The organism is Mucilaginibacter gilvus (assembly GCF_004054195.1).
Lineage (GTDB): Bacteria > Bacteroidota > Bacteroidia > Sphingobacteriales > Sphingobacteriaceae > Mucilaginibacter > Mucilaginibacter gilvus.
The window spans coordinates 483,029-497,614 of sequence record NZ_SBIW01000002.1 but is presented as its reverse complement, the minus strand read 5'-3'; the positions used below and the strand labels follow the sequence as shown (position 1 = coordinate 497,614).

At 46.1% G+C, this 14,586-nt stretch carries 14 protein-coding genes; 5 read left to right on the top strand and 9 right to left on the bottom strand.

Annotated features, from left to right (window positions below):
- Positions 1-3 precede the first annotated feature (3 nt).
- Positions 4-1,272: a glycoside hydrolase family 27 protein gene (locus EPL05_RS05425; RefSeq protein WP_128532865.1), complete on the top strand. Its 1,269-nt coding sequence runs from the start codon at positions 4-6 to the stop codon at positions 1,270-1,272.
- A gap of 11 nt (positions 1,273-1,283) precedes the next feature.
- Here the strand turns inward: EPL05_RS05425 and EPL05_RS05420 are convergent, their stop codons facing one another.
- From EPL05_RS05420 to EPL05_RS05415, 3 genes are all read right to left on the bottom strand, one after another.
- Positions 1,284-1,949, bottom strand: a complete 666-nt coding sequence (locus tag EPL05_RS05420; RefSeq protein ID WP_128532863.1) for a flavodoxin family protein — start codon at positions 1,947-1,949, stop codon at positions 1,284-1,286.
- Between the two features lie 315 nt (positions 1,950-2,264).
- Positions 2,265-2,426 carry a hypothetical protein gene (locus tag EPL05_RS24180; RefSeq protein ID WP_208394679.1) on the bottom strand — a complete coding sequence of 54 codons (162 nt, stop codon included), beginning with the start codon at positions 2,424-2,426 and terminating at the stop codon, positions 2,265-2,267.
- Positions 2,384-3,256 carry a sugar phosphate isomerase/epimerase family protein gene (locus tag EPL05_RS05415; RefSeq protein ID WP_208394678.1) on the bottom strand — a complete coding sequence of 291 codons (873 nt, stop codon included), beginning with the start codon at positions 3,254-3,256 and terminating at the stop codon, positions 2,384-2,386. Before EPL05_RS05415 ends, EPL05_RS24180 begins: the two co-directional genes overlap by 43 nt.
- Positions 3,257-3,379: 123 nt before the next feature.
- On the opposite strand from EPL05_RS05415, the gene EPL05_RS05410 reads away from it, so the two are divergent.
- Positions 3,380-4,156: an NUDIX hydrolase gene (locus tag EPL05_RS05410; protein ID WP_128532861.1), complete on the top strand. Its 777-nt coding sequence runs from the start codon at positions 3,380-3,382 to the stop codon at positions 4,154-4,156.
- Positions 4,157-4,173: 17 nt separating this feature from the next.
- Positions 4,174-5,004: an alpha/beta hydrolase gene (locus tag EPL05_RS05405; RefSeq protein ID WP_128532859.1), complete on the top strand. Its 831-nt coding sequence runs from the start codon at positions 4,174-4,176 to the stop codon at positions 5,002-5,004.
- 217 nt (positions 5,005-5,221) lie between these two features.
- Here the strand turns inward: EPL05_RS05405 and EPL05_RS05400 are convergent, their stop codons facing one another.
- Positions 5,222-7,543: a family 20 glycosylhydrolase gene (locus EPL05_RS05400; RefSeq protein WP_166727637.1), complete on the bottom strand. Its 2,322-nt coding sequence runs from the start codon at positions 7,541-7,543 to the stop codon at positions 5,222-5,224.
- Positions 7,544-7,728: 185 nt separating this feature from the next.
- Here EPL05_RS05400 and EPL05_RS05395 point away from each other — a divergent pair, with 185 nt between their 5' ends.
- On the top strand, positions 7,729-8,595 hold the full coding sequence (locus EPL05_RS05395; RefSeq protein WP_128532856.1) for a PfkB family carbohydrate kinase: 867 nt from the start codon (positions 7,729-7,731) through the stop codon (positions 8,593-8,595).
- A 26-nt stretch (positions 8,596-8,621) separates the two neighbouring features.
- Here EPL05_RS05395 and EPL05_RS05390 read toward each other — a convergent pair whose 3' ends face one another.
- The 5 genes from EPL05_RS05390 to EPL05_RS05370 all read right to left on the bottom strand — a co-directional run bounded on the left by EPL05_RS05390 (position 8,622) and on the right by EPL05_RS05370 (position 12,055).
- The gene (locus EPL05_RS05390; protein ID WP_128532854.1) at positions 8,622-9,221 is read right to left on the bottom strand and encodes a hypothetical protein; all 600 of its coding nucleotides are present in this window, start codon (positions 9,219-9,221) and stop codon (positions 8,622-8,624) included.
- 196 nt (positions 9,222-9,417) lie between these two features.
- Entirely contained in the window at positions 9,418-10,701 is a 1,284-nt protein-coding gene (locus tag EPL05_RS05385) for an MFS transporter (RefSeq protein ID WP_128532851.1), read from the bottom strand.
- Between the two features lie 6 nt (positions 10,702-10,707).
- Positions 10,708-10,932 (bottom strand): hypothetical protein, encoded by a 225-nt coding sequence (locus EPL05_RS05380; RefSeq protein WP_128532841.1) that lies wholly within the window; start codon positions 10,930-10,932, stop codon positions 10,708-10,710.
- Between the two features lie 137 nt (positions 10,933-11,069).
- Positions 11,070-11,660: a TetR/AcrR family transcriptional regulator gene (locus tag EPL05_RS05375; RefSeq protein ID WP_128532839.1), complete on the bottom strand. Its 591-nt coding sequence runs from the start codon at positions 11,658-11,660 to the stop codon at positions 11,070-11,072.
- A gap of 98 nt (positions 11,661-11,758) precedes the next feature.
- On the bottom strand, positions 11,759-12,055 hold the full coding sequence (locus EPL05_RS05370; RefSeq protein WP_128532837.1) for a hypothetical protein: 297 nt from the start codon (positions 12,053-12,055) through the stop codon (positions 11,759-11,761).
- Positions 12,056-12,320: 265 nt separating this feature from the next.
- Between EPL05_RS05370 and EPL05_RS05365 the strand changes: the two genes are divergently transcribed.
- Positions 12,321-13,661 carry a polysaccharide deacetylase family protein gene (locus EPL05_RS05365; protein ID WP_128532835.1) on the top strand — a complete coding sequence of 447 codons (1,341 nt, stop codon included), beginning with the start codon at positions 12,321-12,323 and terminating at the stop codon, positions 13,659-13,661.
- The last annotated feature ends 925 nt before the right edge of the window (positions 13,662-14,586 follow it).

Genomic DNA, 14,586 nt, shown 5'->3' with positions numbered 1-14,586 from the left:
ACTATGATAACAAAACATTTAGCAGCCGGCTGCCTGGCCTTGGCCGGGATTTTAACAATTAATTTTAAGACATCGGCGCAAACTGATGGCGCGGCACCCGTGGCCGTAGCCAAAGTTAAACTGGAAACCGGCAACCTGGCGCCAACCCCGCCAATGGGCTGGAACACCTGGAACACCTTCCAAACAAAAATTGATGAGCCGTTGCTGAAAGGAATGGTGGATGCTTACGTATCATCGGGCATGAAGGATGCAGGATACCGGTATTTTGTGTTGGATGATGGCTGGATGATGATGGAACGCGACACCAAAGGCTACTTGGTTGCCGACCCGAAGAAATTCCCTAATGGAATGAAAGCCTTTGCCGACTATGTGCATAATAAAGGCCTAAAGTTTGGCATTTACAACTGCGCGGGTAACAAAACCTGCGCCGGTTACCCCGGTAGCCGTGGGCACGAATACCAGGATGCCCGCCTGTACGCATCATGGGGTGTTGATTTTTTAAAGTACGATTGGTGTAATACTGATAGCCTGAACGCAAGGGAAGCCTACATCACCATGAGTTCGGCGTTAAAGGAAACCGGGCGGCCTATTGTTTTTAGCCTGTGCGAATGGGGTAACCACAAACCCTGGCTTTGGGCAAAAGGCGTTGGCGAATTATACCGCACCACCGGCGATATCACAGCCAATTTTAGCCAGGATAAACACATGGGTACCTGGACTGCCAGCAGCGTAATGACCATTTTAGATAAACAACCCGCCATTCGCCAATATAACGGCCCCAATCATTGGAACGATGCCGATATGCTGGAAGTGGGTAACGGCATGAGCTATGCAGAAGACAAAGCCCATTTTTCGATGTGGTGCATGTTATCTGCTCCGCTGGCAGCCGGTAACGATCTGCGGAATATGTCTGAACAAACCAAATCTATCTTAACCAATAAAGAGGTAGTAGCGATAGATCAGGATGTTTTAGGTATAGCCGCCTATAAGATACCGATGGCGGATAGCGTTGAAGTTTGGGTGAAGCCGCTAAAGAATAACGAGGTGGCTGTTTGTTTCCTAAACCGTTCTAACCACGCCCAAAAGCTTAATATTAAATGGGGCGACTTGACTGTGGAAGATAAAACAACCGGCTTAAACCTAAAACTCGCCAACGGCACTTACACCCTGCGCGATCTTTGGTTAAAGAAGTCTTCGGGCACCACAAAAGGCAACTTTAAGCAGGATATTGCATCGCACGATGTGCTGATGCTGAAGATGGTAAAGCAGTAAGAAAACTTTGATTATTCATCCGGTTTTACGCTTTCCTTTTTTGCTTTTTCGTCGAGTTCTTTTAAATTGGTGTCGATAGGGTGCGCCTTCAACAATTTCGCGAAGAACATTAAATTCGCCACGAGGTATCTTACCGTTTGGTTGGTGAAATAATGCTTCTCGCCGCCGGCTTCTACATAATCTTTACCGCGGCCGGCAAGGCCAACCCAGTAGGCGTTTACATTTGGCGGGATGGTGAAGCCAAATTCCTGCATAGCCCAAAGTACTTGCGCGGCACAGGAGTGGGCACCATCTTCGTTACCTGTAATTAAGCAACCCGCTACTTTGTTGTAAGTGAAATATTGCCCTGTTTCTTCATCCGCGAAACCTTCTTCATGAAAAATGGCATCCAGCCGCTCAATAACCAGTTGCGCTGTTGATGCCAAACGTCCCATCCAGATAGGAGTAGCCAGGATGAATATATTGCATGTCCGTATTTTTTCTAACAAGATAGGCCACTCGTCGCCATCGCCCAGGTCGCTTTCGTTGCCGAATTTCACCTTAAAATCTACCAATCGTAACACCTCGGTTTCAGCACCCTGTTCCTGTAACTGGGCCACAGCTTTATTGATCAGAGCGTCGGTATTGGAAAAATTTGGCGATGGTATTAAGGTGCAGTTGAGGATGAACGCTTTCATAGTAGCAGGCTGTTTATTGCTCAACAGCCTGCTTGCAAATATGTTGTTGCAAAGCTCTTTTTATCTTTATGGAAATGTTTATAAGACGTTTGCGAGCCTGAAGAATCTAACGAGTCCCTAAAAAACCGGCATCAGGAACGCACGGGTGTCACAGGCTCTGAAACCGCAGTAACTTAAAAAGTGCGGAACGTAGCCGGCAGTTTTCTTTGGTTACTTTCTTTTGCTGCCAAAAGAAAGTAACTTCCACTGACGATAATACTACATTGCCATTCCTAACAGAGCACTAATAACGATCATCATTTTGCCCAATTGGCACTACGCCATTCGTCCCGCTTTTTCCACCAGGTTTTTGGTGGCCGTTGTGCCTGCATAATCCTCAGGGTATTTAGCATCCTTACTGTACATTTTCAGCAACCCGCCTTCATACTCAACACTCACCCAACCCTTAAAGCCCGATTGCTTAATGATCTTGAACATCTTATAAAAGTCGGTCTCCGGGTCGTTGCCATCTTCGCTAAAAAAGTGCGATTTAGCGTGTACCCCTTTGCATAAGGCATCAGTTCGGTTATGCCCTTGTATTTATCGTATTCCTCCAGGCATTTGGTTTCCATATATCCGGCAATATCATTGGTTTTGGGCTTGGTGCGGTTGATGCAGAAATTGCCAAAATCGGCCAGTACGCCGCAATGTTTGCTGTCCACTTGTTTCATCACATCGGCCAGCCAGGCACCGTTGCAGGAGATGCCCACGTGGTTCTCCACAATAACATCTATCTTGCTTTTCTTGCCATATTCTATTAGCCTGCCCAGGCTATCCACAGCAGCTTTTGCTACATCGGCAGGGTTGCCATCGCCTTCCACATTTACTCGTATCATAGGGCAGCCTAAAGTTGCCGCGGCATCTATCCATTTATAGTGGTTTTCAACGGCTTTTAAACGTACGGTTTCGGTCAGGTCGCCAAGTACGCCCTCGCCATCGATCATAATGCGGAGGTTGTAGCTGCCGTTATCCGCAGCACGTTGTTTAAGGTCGGCCAGATACTGTGCGTCCGTTGCTTTATTGGCGAAAAACATCGAACAATAATCCAGCCCGCTAATGCCAAGTTCTTTTGCCTTGGCCGCAAAATCCAACGATTTTAGCTTACCCGTCCAAAACTGACTGGCGAAGGAAAATTGCGAAACGGCTATCTTAAAAAACAGTTCCTTGCTGGTATCGGCGTACAAATATTCGGGCAGGGTGGCTGCCAGTCCCAGGCCCGCCGCGCTCATAGCGGTTTGCCTGATAAAATCTCTGCGGGTAGTTTTCATGATGTTGGCTTACGGGTTTTAGGTTTATAAAAATGAAGGTAGATACAATATTTTGTTATTTAGTAAAATTTACTAAATAAATTTCTCAGGCAGAATTTACGCCGGGGATTGTTAATTTAGCGCATGGTTACGCAGGAGCAGATAGAAGATTTTATACTGAACGGGCATAAGGATTACGTCCCCCATGTGTCTTTAGATTGCGCCATTTTCGGTTACCACGAGCAGCAGCTAAAGTTATTGCTGATAAAACACAAAGCGGTAGATGGCTGGTGCCTGCCGGGGGGATACATCAAACGTACCGAGAAACTGGTGGAGGCTGCCGCCCGAAACGTAAAGGAACGTACCGGCGTGGATAACCTGTTTTTGCAGCAGTTTAAAACCTTTGGCGACCCAAACCGCGCCAAGTTTGAGGAGTTCGACGAAGAAAAATGGGGGCAAATTTTAGGCGTGAAAGTGAGCCGCAACAACTGGCTGATAGACCAAACCATCTCCGTTGGTTTTTATTCGATAACCGATTTTTCGCGGACGGTTTTGCAGCCCGATATGATGAGCATAGATTGCGAATGGTTTGACATAAATAACCTGCCTGCGCTGGAATTCGACCACGACGAGATGGTGCGCGAGGCCCTGCACACCATGCGCATACAGCTGTACCATTACCCTATCGGTTACAATATGCTGCCCGAAAAATTTACCCTGACCGAGATCCACGCGCTGTACGAAACCCTGCTTGGCAAAAAGCTCGATATCAGTAATTTCCCAAAGAAACTGATTGCGCTTGGATTGCTGATCAAACTGGACGAGAAACGCAGCATTGGCCCGCATCGTTCGCCGCATTTGTACAGGTTTGATAAAGAACGCTACGACGAGGCGCTGAAAAATGGCGTGGTTTTAAGCTGATTATTTTATTTTTGAGGATGAGAAAATTACTGCTGCTGCTTGCCGTATTGTTTACCTGCAATGTATCAAATGCTCAGATTGCCTCTATTGCCAAAGGCGAGCGTTACCCGCTTAATATCGGTATTATCGATCACGTGCAATCCGCTGTGCTTGGCGAGGACCGCACCCTGAATATTTACCTGCCCGATGGTTACGATAAAGATACCACCACCAAATACCCGGTAATTTACCTGCTGGATGGTAGCAAGGACGAGGACTTTATCCACGTGGTTGGCGTTGTCCAGTTTTTGAGCATGATACAGGCCATGCCCAATACCATTGTGGTAGGCGTAGCCAATGCAGACCGTAAAAGAGATTTTACCTATCCATCGGCCAATAAAGCTGATGCGAAGCTGGTCCCCACATCCGGCGGCTCGGCAAAGTTCATGGCTTTTTTAGGGACCGAACTGCAGCCGCATATCCAAAAGTTTTATAAGGTAAGTAATAGTAAAACCCTCATTGGGCAATCGCTTGGCGGTTTACTGGCAACGGAAATACTGTTGAAGAAACCGTCGCTGTTTACCCAATACATTATTGTAAGCCCAAGCCTTTGGTGGGATACCGAAAACCTGCTAAAGGGCGCTGTTGCGATGCGCCGTTCTCATTCGTATAAAGGTGTAAACGCCTACCTGCTTGTGGGCAACGAAGGCCCGCAAATGGTAGGGGATGCTAAAAAACTCTCTCAAATTTTAGAGGGCGATAGGGATTTAAAATCCACCTATAGCTATCTCCCTAAAGAGAATCATTTGACCATTTTGCACAACGCCGTTTATGAAGCCTTGCTGGCGCTGAATAAAAAGGCCCGGTAAAAAGCCGGTCCGAATGCTCAGGGTAGTCTTATCCTGGTCTGTGTTTTCCCGCCCATCAAATAGCCAAAAAAAATGTTTTGTATGTTAACCCTGCAAAAGTTTAACTAATTGATTGTTAGTGACTTAAAAAGTTAACACTCTGAAATGTGTTAACTTTTGTAAACTTTTTTACCCTTATTATAATGGCGTTTGCCGTGAAACGCTGTTCTGTTCCTGCTTAATAAAACAAGCTCCCCGCCTCTATTTCTCCCTTTGCGGCCTCACCGGGCTCAATCATATATATGTGTAAAGGCGTTTGCCTTACTCTGCTGCCGGGCGTTTGCACCGGTGCCTGGTAAATGTATTTCACCTTTATTTTGTGGAGTCCTTTGGCTAACGGGAGCACGTATTCGGTTTCGGTTAGCTTTTCGCCGTCGATAAAGAGCTGTGTATCGGTGTATGATGCCTGCGAAAAATTATAGCTGCCGTCCTCGGGGATATCGATATAGCCATCATAAACAATACCGAAGTAAGGGTTATCTTTTTTTAGCACTTCGGCGTTTAACTTATCTGTGGTTGCCGAATCGGTAAGGGTAACGTAATCCAGTTGGTCGGGCGAGGTGAAGCGGCCTTTTACCAGTTTGTACTTGAGACCCGGTTTGCCATTAGCGTAAACAGTAGCCGGGATAAGCGGGCGATTGTACATCAATACGCGGGTAGCAATGCTGCGCCTTCCTGAGGGGGTGATCACCCGGGCCTTAAACTCGCGTTTTTCGTTTGCCGGGATGATAATGGTTACCGGCGATACGTACTGGAGGTCGGTATCCAACGGATCGCGGCCGTTTAAAGTGTAATATATTTTAGCGCCCGGCACTACCGATTGCGGCGTATAGGTGAATTTATTCCCGAACAAAATGGTATCGATAACCGCGAAGGGTGTGGGGACGCGATAGTTATAGTCCATCGCCTCCAGTCTGCCGAAATGGTTGGCAAGGCGTACATCGGCAAAGTTATCGTAGTTCTTGTTTTCGGGTTTGGTCCATGCTACCTCAGCCAATGCGAACAGGCGCGGCAGGATCTGGTATTGCAGCTTGGCCATGGTGGGCACGTACTCTGTCCATAGGTTACCCTGGGTGCCCATTACATATTTCTGCTCATCGGGGGTTAGTTGTTTAGATACGGGGTCATATTCATAAGTTTCTTTCAACACCGCATATCTCCCAAAAGATACCGGTTCCTGCGGCGAGCCGCTTTGGTAATGGTCGAAATAGTTACCGGTAGTTTGCGGCGTCATAATCACGTTATGATGCTGGCGTGCTGCGGCAATACCGCCTTCTTCGCCCTGCCAGCTCATTACTATGGCATTTGGGGCAAGCCCGCCTTCGAGGATCTCGTCCCAGCCTATCATGGTGCGGCCTTTGCCGTTGATGAATTTTTCCATCCTCTGTATAAAATAGCTTTGTACTTCTTTCTCATCTTTCAGGCCTTTCTCCTTCATTAAATTCTGTACAAATGCCGATTCTTTCCAGGGCTGCTTATTGGCCTCATCGCCACCCACATGGATATATTTACTTGGGAACAATTCCATCACCTCGGTAAGCACATTCTCTAAAAAGGTAAAAGTTTCTTCGGTAGGGCAATAGATGCCGCTGATGCTTCTGGAAGGATTTTTAGGATCGTCGGGTTGGCAGCGGAGTTCGGGGTAGGCACGCAAGGCAGCATCCGAATGAGCGGGCATTTCAATTTCGGGGATCACGTTGATGAACCTGTCGGCAGCAAATTTCACTACATCGCGGATGTCGTCCTGGGTGTAGAAACCACCGTAGCTGAGGCTGTCGGGCCAGTCGCGATTGTTGCCGTACATGGTTTGCTGGCGGTAGCCACCAACCTCGGTTAGCTTGGGATATTTTTTGATCTGGATGCGCCAGCCCTGCCCATCCACCAAATGCCAGTGGAAGGTATTGAGCTTATAGGCCGCCAATAGCGCTATCACCTGCTTTACCTGCGGGACGGTGAAAAAATGCCGCGATACATCCAGCATCATGCCCCGGTAACCGAACCTGGGGGCATCCTCAATGGTAACGCACGGTAATTTCTCCCTGGCCGAAAGCTGTACGGGCATTAATTGTATTAATGTTTGTATACCATAAAATAGCCCGGCACCCTTACCTACTATGGTTATCTTTTTTGGAGTGATGGTGAGTTTGTAACCCTCGGCAGGCAATTTATCTGCACCGTAGGAGGTTAACACCAGCCCTGCCGATACCTTGACTTTAGGGTTGTGTTTAGCGATTTTGTTATTGAAATGCCTGCTATCCTTCAAATAGTTTTTCAGGAAAACAACGGCTTTATCCGCTGGCCAATCAGCTTTTATAGGGGTTTGCGCGCTGAAGATAAATGCGCCCGCTACTTTTTTTACTGATGCCGGTGCAGGGATAATACCCAGGTAAGGGTCTTCGGCTGGTACCGTTTGAGCATTAGCCGTGGTGACAGATATCAGCGTCAAAATCGTTATAGCAGCAAATAAAGAGATAACTTTTTTAGCAGTATTGGTAGTCATGATGTAGTGGATGTGAGATGGCACAATTTAATGATAAAATGCGCACTAACGTAGTATGGTAATGTAACCTGCTTGTGACGCTTGTTTTTCAATCCGTTCAAATACATTTTATAGTTGATAAAACTTAAATATTATAAAACCGGCCACAATGCCTAAATTGCATCCCTCAATTTCCCGGAACTTTTATGCTTGATATTTGCTGCATTGGCCACATCACCCTTGATAAAGTAGTAACCCCCCGCGCTGTAATGCACATGGCCGGCGGCACCGCTTTTTATTTTTCGCACGCTATGCGCAACATGGATGTGAAGTATGGGCTGGTTACAGCCCTTGCCGAAACCGAGTTGCAAAGTGTTACCGATCTGCGCGACCTTGGCATCGAAGTGAAAGCACTGCCCAGCAAGCATACCGTTTATTTTGAGAATATTTATGGCGAAAACCAGGACAACCGTACCCAGCGCGTACTGCAAAAAGCCGATGCCTTTAGTGTTGCCGACCTCGCCAATACCGAAGCCATTATCTTTCACCTTGGCCCTTTACTGGCAGATGATATCCCTACCGAACTCATTAAAAACCTGTTTAGCCGCGGTAACGTTTCGTGCGATGCACAGGGGTATTTGCGCGAGGTAATTGATAAAGGCGTACACGCTATAGACTGGGCGGATAAAAAAGAGGCGCTGCAATACATAGACATATTGAAGGTGAACGAGCGTGAGCTTGAGGTACTTACCGGTACCGCTGATATCATAGAAGGCGCGCAGATACTGGCTGATTGGGGTGTAAAAGAAGTAGTGATGACCCTCGGCAGTATGGGTTCTGTAATTTTTTATGATCATACCTTTTACGAGATCCCCGCCTATAAACCCACCGAAGTGGTTGATGCTACCGGCTGCGGTGATACCTACATGGCCGGCTACCTGTACCGCCGTATAAAAGGCGACTATGTGTTAGATGCCGGTAAATTTGCCTCTGCCATGGCCGGGCTAAAAATTGAAAATGCCGGGCCGTTTAAAGGCACAACAGATGATGTGAAGGCGATGATGGGGAGATAGTTAAGTTGCAATCTTCAACCAGGTGATTACCTTACCTGAATTTCCGGAAAAGGAATCCCGATCAATGCTTTTATGTTCTCCTTTCTGAATTCTGAAAGATTTGTTATTAAGGCAGTTGTGCCATCGCGATATGCTCTGTGGCTTACGCCCAGCATTAAAACACCCTTATGGCCGGCTTTATCAGTGTATTCCTTATAGTGGTAAGCGCTCCATTCTAAAAGCTCAATTTTGTTTCCACTGCTTTGGCTCATCAAAAAATCAAGTATAAACTGCTTTCCATCAGGGCTTTGGTTTACTTGGTAATTACAAACCGCATCCGTTTTTTTGCGCTCTAATATGGTTTTTACCTGGGCCGATAACGCATCCTTAGCAGAAAAATCTCCCTGTACAAAATCCAGCAATACCATGTCGATAAAATGATCGGCAATATCTCCTTTAGGTAAATATTCGTGCTTGTAATAAACTGCATTTGGGTGAGAGCTCCAGGACAGCTTAAAGTCTGCCTTATTGAATGTTATAATATCCGATGTGCCATAATAATTGGTTACTTCTTCGGAAGGTTTATGCCCCGATTTTGTAAAAGAGGACAACGAAATAATTAAAATTAGTGCTGCAATATTTTTCATCAATTGCTGATGTGATTAGTGTTTGTTTTGTTGTTTACTATCAATGTCTCAATATAGTTATTCCATCTGAAAAGGCAGCAAAACGCCATTTTACCTTGCAAAATTTGCTAAAATTTGCTGTTTTTAAGCAAAAAAAGGGCGAAAAACTTGCTTTTTCACGCCTTTTTTTGGTGTTTTTTTAAGCTTTCGAAATTTTTTAAAACCCTTCGCTCAATATTGCTTCGCCTTCGGGTATTACCATTTTTTTGTCTTCCATTTTGTTTTTGGTGAGATTATCTACCCGGCGCAACAACAATATGCTGATCACCGATATCACCACAATAACATAACCCACCCAGTTGTAATGTACCAGCGGACTACCCTTTGATGCCTGCGACACCAGCGCGCCAGATACCACGGCGCCAACACCGCCCGCTATCTGCTGCATAGAAGCGTTGATGCTCATAAAAGCTCCGCGGTCGGCCATATCCGGGATGGCGCTTACCAGGGCCCCTGCTGGCACCATCCGACTCATGATGCCCATCATCATCAGCACGTTAAATATCACTACCTCCCATAGCGGGGTGCGGCCTAAGTTGGTGTACACCACGCACATTACCATCATACAGATAGAAGCGATGGCGAAAATTACATACTTATCAATCTTATCGCTCAGGCGGCCTATCAGCGGCATAATAACCAGGCCGCTAATGCCCGATACAATAAGCAATACCGTTAATTGATCATAACTTACCCCAAGGTTATTTACCGCGAAGGCACTGCCGAAGGGCATCATCATATACCCACCTATAGACATTAGCGCTGTAGCGGTAAACCCAATACGGTAGTTCTTTTTGGCAATCGTATGCCACAGGTGCTCAAAGGGCGATTTGTCGTGCTGGATGGCAAGGTGAGCCGTAAGCGGTTTAAGGTAAACGGCAATAGCAGTAAATATAAGTATGCTTATGGCCGCCACCATCCAAAAGGGTGCCTCCCATCTCCACAGGGTTGCTATGTATATGCTGATAGGCACTCCCAGCACCTGGCTGGCACCAAAGCCCATTTGGGTAAAGCCCATAACACGGCCACGTTGCTGTAAAGCAAAAATATCGGTTATGATAGCCATGGATACCGACCCGATAACGCCACCAAATAAACCTGTAATTATACGGGCGGCCAACAGCGCCTGGTACGATTCGGCGAAGCCGCAGAAGATGGTACCAACAATAAAGCCGGTGTAAAAAAAGAGCAGTAATTTTTTACGGTCGAACTTATCGGCAAAGCCCGCGGTAAGCAGCCCCGAAATACCGGCGCTAAAGGCGTAGGCCGATACCGCCACGCTAAAGGCCTGCGGTTTTAGATCGAGCGATTTCATCAGCATATCGCCCAGGGGCGACATCACCATAAAATCCAGTATCACTGTAAACTGGGTAATGGCTAAAATAAATATAACGAATTTTTGATAGCGGCTAAATGGTACAGCCGGTTGTTTTGATTGCATGTTGGTTTATATTAGTTCACGGCACTCGTAGCCGTGATAGTTTATCAATTCAATTATTTCCTGGTGGCGCAGGGTGTACGATACTATCCGCAGTACACAGTCTTCATCCTCGGTATCTACGCTCCATTTTTCAACCCCCGGCCTATCGCCCAGCATGGCACATACCAAAGCCTTATCGGCGTCGCAGCTGATGTTGGTTTTAAATAGCAGTACGTGGTTAAAATTCTCCATGGTATCAACTTTATCTAATAACTATTGCCGGGCAAATAATTGGACAGTACATCACTTTTCTTTTTTTGGCAGCTTATCCGATGGGGCTCTATCATCGTTGACGATCATCAGCCCGGAATATTGGATACGCCGCCGCTTTATTTTTTTAATCCCTTCACCACCAGGCCAAAGGTTTTCCATAGTACCTCATCGGTTAATTTAAAAGGCATCCCGCCCAGGCTTTGCCCTTCGTAATCAAACCGGGCCAGCGCATACAATGGCGAGAAGGCTATAGACCAATAAGTTTCAAAAGGCATCTTTTCTATCTCGCCGCGCGCTATTACGTTATGCATAAACTTGCCCATCATCTGTTTAAATTCCTGCAGAAAACCCGCGAGAAACTTCTCCTGGTAACTGGAGCTCCGCAACTGGTCGAAAAACAGGTTAAGCTGTGGGTGCTCCTTCATAAACTGGTAACGGTTTCTCCACTGTACGCGCAGCCCGGCTTCAAACGAGGCATCCGGGTCAAAATCTTTGATCAATGCATCGCTAAAAAGCGTGCCGCCTTCAGCTGCTATGTTCATTATCAAATCGTCCCTGTCTTTATAATAGATGTACAACGTAGCTACAGATATCCGGCATTCTTTAGCCAGTTTATTCATGCTAAAGCCTTCCATGCCATGTTTTACCATCAGCTCTACGGCTTTTTGCTTTACCAGTTGTTCTTTACTATTATCTCTTGTACGCATGTTTTGTTTAATACGCTACAAATATAAATGAATATTCATTTACTTATAAAATATATTTTATTTTTTTAACAGGTAAGAAAAAAGAAGGATGGGATGAATTAACCCTGCTGTAAAGAATTGCTGTAAAGAGGCATGCCGGGATTTATCCGTTGATGGAAAAGCCGCCTATTTAGTTTGGCTTTAAGTGCCGAGGTCTTAATTTTGTTCAGTTGCCTGTTGAGGTAATTTTGGCAGAGTAATAAAACGGTGAGTGCCGATAATATTTCGACAATGGGACTGAGGCTTGGGGGTGTTTGTTGTACTGCCTGATTGAGCTGATCGGTATGGGCCGGTTGGCCAACAATATTTAAAACGGATAAAAGTAAAATGAGGACGATTAAAATACGGATGATCATTTTAAATTAGTTACCACGGAAAGCTAAGGCTGGGGAATCTATTGATTGTGATAAGGTTTAGGGGCGCAATAAAGATAGGTTGCCGCAGTCAAATAAAAAATACGTAGAAGTACCCGATTTTCACCCTTTTTTTTAGGGTGAAAACACGGTATAAAATATCAAATAAAATACTGATGCTGCTTTTGTAACAATTACCAAGGTTGGCGCTTTGCTTACGGCTTTCGTCTTATATTCGCTTTTATAAACCGCTAATCATCAGCCTTAAATGAAATATCTAAAGTTATCTGCCTTCGCGTTTATATTGTTTGCGTACCAGGCGAAAGCCCAGTCGCCGGGCGAAACTACGATCACCCGCTGGCCGGACGATAAGCGCGGCGCCGTTTCTATCACCTTTGATGATGGCTCCATTAACCAATTTAAGCAGGCCCTGCCGGTACTTAATAGACTAAACCTTAAGGCTACCTTCTTTATTATTACAGGGCAAATACCCGGCTCCAGGTATCCGGGCAAATTTATTGGCCGGCCTGTAAACATCATTATTGCCGAAACTGCCACCATACCAACCAATGCGGAAAATTTTTATGAGCGCGCCTCGGCAGCAGGCTATCTGGGTTTGGTTGGCCCGCTGGATTATCATTATAAAGCGGGCTCGCTGGTAGATGCCGGGAAACTAACCGATGCTTACGCGGTGATGGATGAGCTATACCAAAAAGTACGTAACAACGAATTTAAGCCCGGTATTCAGCACAATACCGAATATATGGACGCCCACGGCACCACCTGGGCCGATATACGTGGCTACGCCAAACAGGGGCACGAATTTGCCAGCCACATGGTTACCCATCCCCGCCTGGCAGCGCTGGACGAAGCCAATATGCTTTACGAGATGAAAAGCAGCCGCTTGGATATTTTAAGAGAGTTAGGCGAACGCTACACCTTCTCTGCCGAAGGCCCTTTCGGCACCGAGAATGAGCGGGTGATGCAATACCTATACAAGGTTTACCCCGCCTTACGTAACCGCATGCCCGAACCCTGGTTAAAAGAGATCAGTCGTGGCAACCGCAGCGAGCCCGGCAGCACCGATAAGGAATACATCCAGTTTCAGCGCGGGGCAACAACCAAAACACCCATGCCCATGATGAAAGCCTGGGTTGATACTACCGCCAATAAAACTAATACCTGGCTGGTGCTTACCTTCCACGGTGTTGACGGCATTGGCTGGGAAGCATTAACCCACCAGCAACTGGATGAGTACTTTAGCTACATTAAAGCCAGCAACGATAAACTATGGGTGGCCACGTTTGGCGATGCGGCGCGTTACCTGCGCGAGCGGCAAAGCGCCAGCGTAAGCGTAAAAGACATAGGTTGGCGCATTACTGTAACACTTACGCACTCTCTTGATAAGCGCATGTACAACCTGCCGCTTACACTAAAAACTTACGTGCCTGCCAATTGGAAAAAAGTGCAATTAACGCAAGGGAATTATGCACCTAAAGCCCGCATACTAACACCTTTAATGATGCCGGGCCACAACAGGCCATACGTTTTATATGAGGCTTACCCAAATGCCGGGGTGCTAACACTCGTGCCCCTAAAGCGTAAATAGTTTAGGTGCCCTGCGGCGCATTTTGGTTGTAAGAACCGAATATGTAAGAACGCCGGTAACAGCTCCCGCATTCGTACCGTTTTATGGGCAGCCAAAAAAATAATGTTTTCATCCAAAACGGCCTTTTGGCCCTTCGGTTGAGGATGCCCACAATGCACTTGGGGCATTTGATCTTGTTGTTGTTTGTTTCCATAGGGGTCGTTGTAAACGTTAAACTTTAATTATTATCGTCAGTTACCAACGGTTTGCAATGGGTTTAGTAGTACCGCATTGCCTCGTGGTAGCTAAAAATGGAACTATTTTACAGGTAGCAAGCTTGCTTTAGTATGTTGTTGTAACACCTGGCATACAACAAAAAATAAATGGATGCAGATGGCGATGAATGTATCAGGCAAGGCCGATGCCCTGCTGCTCGCCGTTAAAAACGATGCGTTCCCAAAAGAGGAGGGAATCCGTTTTTAATGTTTTGCTGCGCTGTGCGTAATCGCGGTAGCGATCTGCAAAACTGTATTTAAAGCGTCTCTAACTGGTTATGCTGCAAATGCAGGCGGGGAGTTGGGCGTTTATAAAATAAATATACAGCTTTTATTGCATTATAGTTAATCTACTGCTGAATTAATTAATACCGGTTTCCCGCGTGAAATTAATTAGCTGATTAATATATCAAATATGCTGTTATGATAATTTAAAAGAAAATTTTAGGGGTGGACAAAATCAGGACAAATGGGGCTTTCCTAAATAAGCAGCCTTAAAGTTTTGTAACCATATCTTCAATTTCGTCTCCGGCCTTCAGCTCCATTTTTTTACGCAGGCGTTGCTTGGCTTTCTTTATCCCATCGGTAGTAATACCCAGCATACCGGCCATTTCGCGGTTGTTTAAATTGAGTTTTATAAGGGCCATCAGTCTTGTATCGGTGCCGGTAAG

Excerpts from the sequence above, each read along its gene's own strand:
- EPL05_RS05425 (WP_128532865.1), top strand. The coding sequence starts at position 4 with ATGATAACAAAACATTTAGCAGCCGGCTGCCTGGCCTTGGCCGGGATT.
- EPL05_RS05420 (WP_128532863.1), bottom strand. The coding sequence starts at position 1,949 with ATGAAAGCGTTCATCCTCAACTGCACCTTAATACCATCGCCAAATTTT.
- EPL05_RS24180 (WP_208394679.1), bottom strand. The coding sequence starts at position 2,426 with ATGTTCAAGATCATTAAGCAATCGGGCTTTAAGGGTTGGGTGAGTGTT.
- EPL05_RS05415 (WP_208394678.1), bottom strand. The coding sequence starts at position 3,256 with ATGAAAACTACCCGCAGAGATTTTATCAGGCAAACCGCTATGAGCGCG.
- EPL05_RS05410 (WP_128532861.1), top strand. The coding sequence starts at position 3,380 with ATGGTTACGCAGGAGCAGATAGAAGATTTTATACTGAACGGGCATAAG.
- EPL05_RS05405 (WP_128532859.1), top strand. The coding sequence starts at position 4,174 with ATGAGAAAATTACTGCTGCTGCTTGCCGTATTGTTTACCTGCAATGTA.
- EPL05_RS05400 (WP_166727637.1), bottom strand. The coding sequence starts at position 7,543 with ATGACTACCAATACTGCTAAAAAAGTTATCTCTTTATTTGCTGCTATA.
- EPL05_RS05395 (WP_128532856.1), top strand. The coding sequence starts at position 7,729 with ATGCTTGATATTTGCTGCATTGGCCACATCACCCTTGATAAAGTAGTA.
- EPL05_RS05390 (WP_128532854.1), bottom strand. The coding sequence starts at position 9,221 with ATGAAAAATATTGCAGCACTAATTTTAATTATTTCGTTGTCCTCTTTT.
- EPL05_RS05385 (WP_128532851.1), bottom strand. The coding sequence starts at position 10,701 with ATGCAATCAAAACAACCGGCTGTACCATTTAGCCGCTATCAAAAATTC.
- EPL05_RS05380 (WP_128532841.1), bottom strand. The coding sequence starts at position 10,932 with ATGGAGAATTTTAACCACGTACTGCTATTTAAAACCAACATCAGCTGC.
- EPL05_RS05375 (WP_128532839.1), bottom strand. The coding sequence starts at position 11,660 with ATGCGTACAAGAGATAATAGTAAAGAACAACTGGTAAAGCAAAAAGCC.
- EPL05_RS05370 (WP_128532837.1), bottom strand. The coding sequence starts at position 12,055 with ATGATCATCCGTATTTTAATCGTCCTCATTTTACTTTTATCCGTTTTA.
- EPL05_RS05365 (WP_128532835.1), top strand. The coding sequence starts at position 12,321 with ATGAAATATCTAAAGTTATCTGCCTTCGCGTTTATATTGTTTGCGTAC.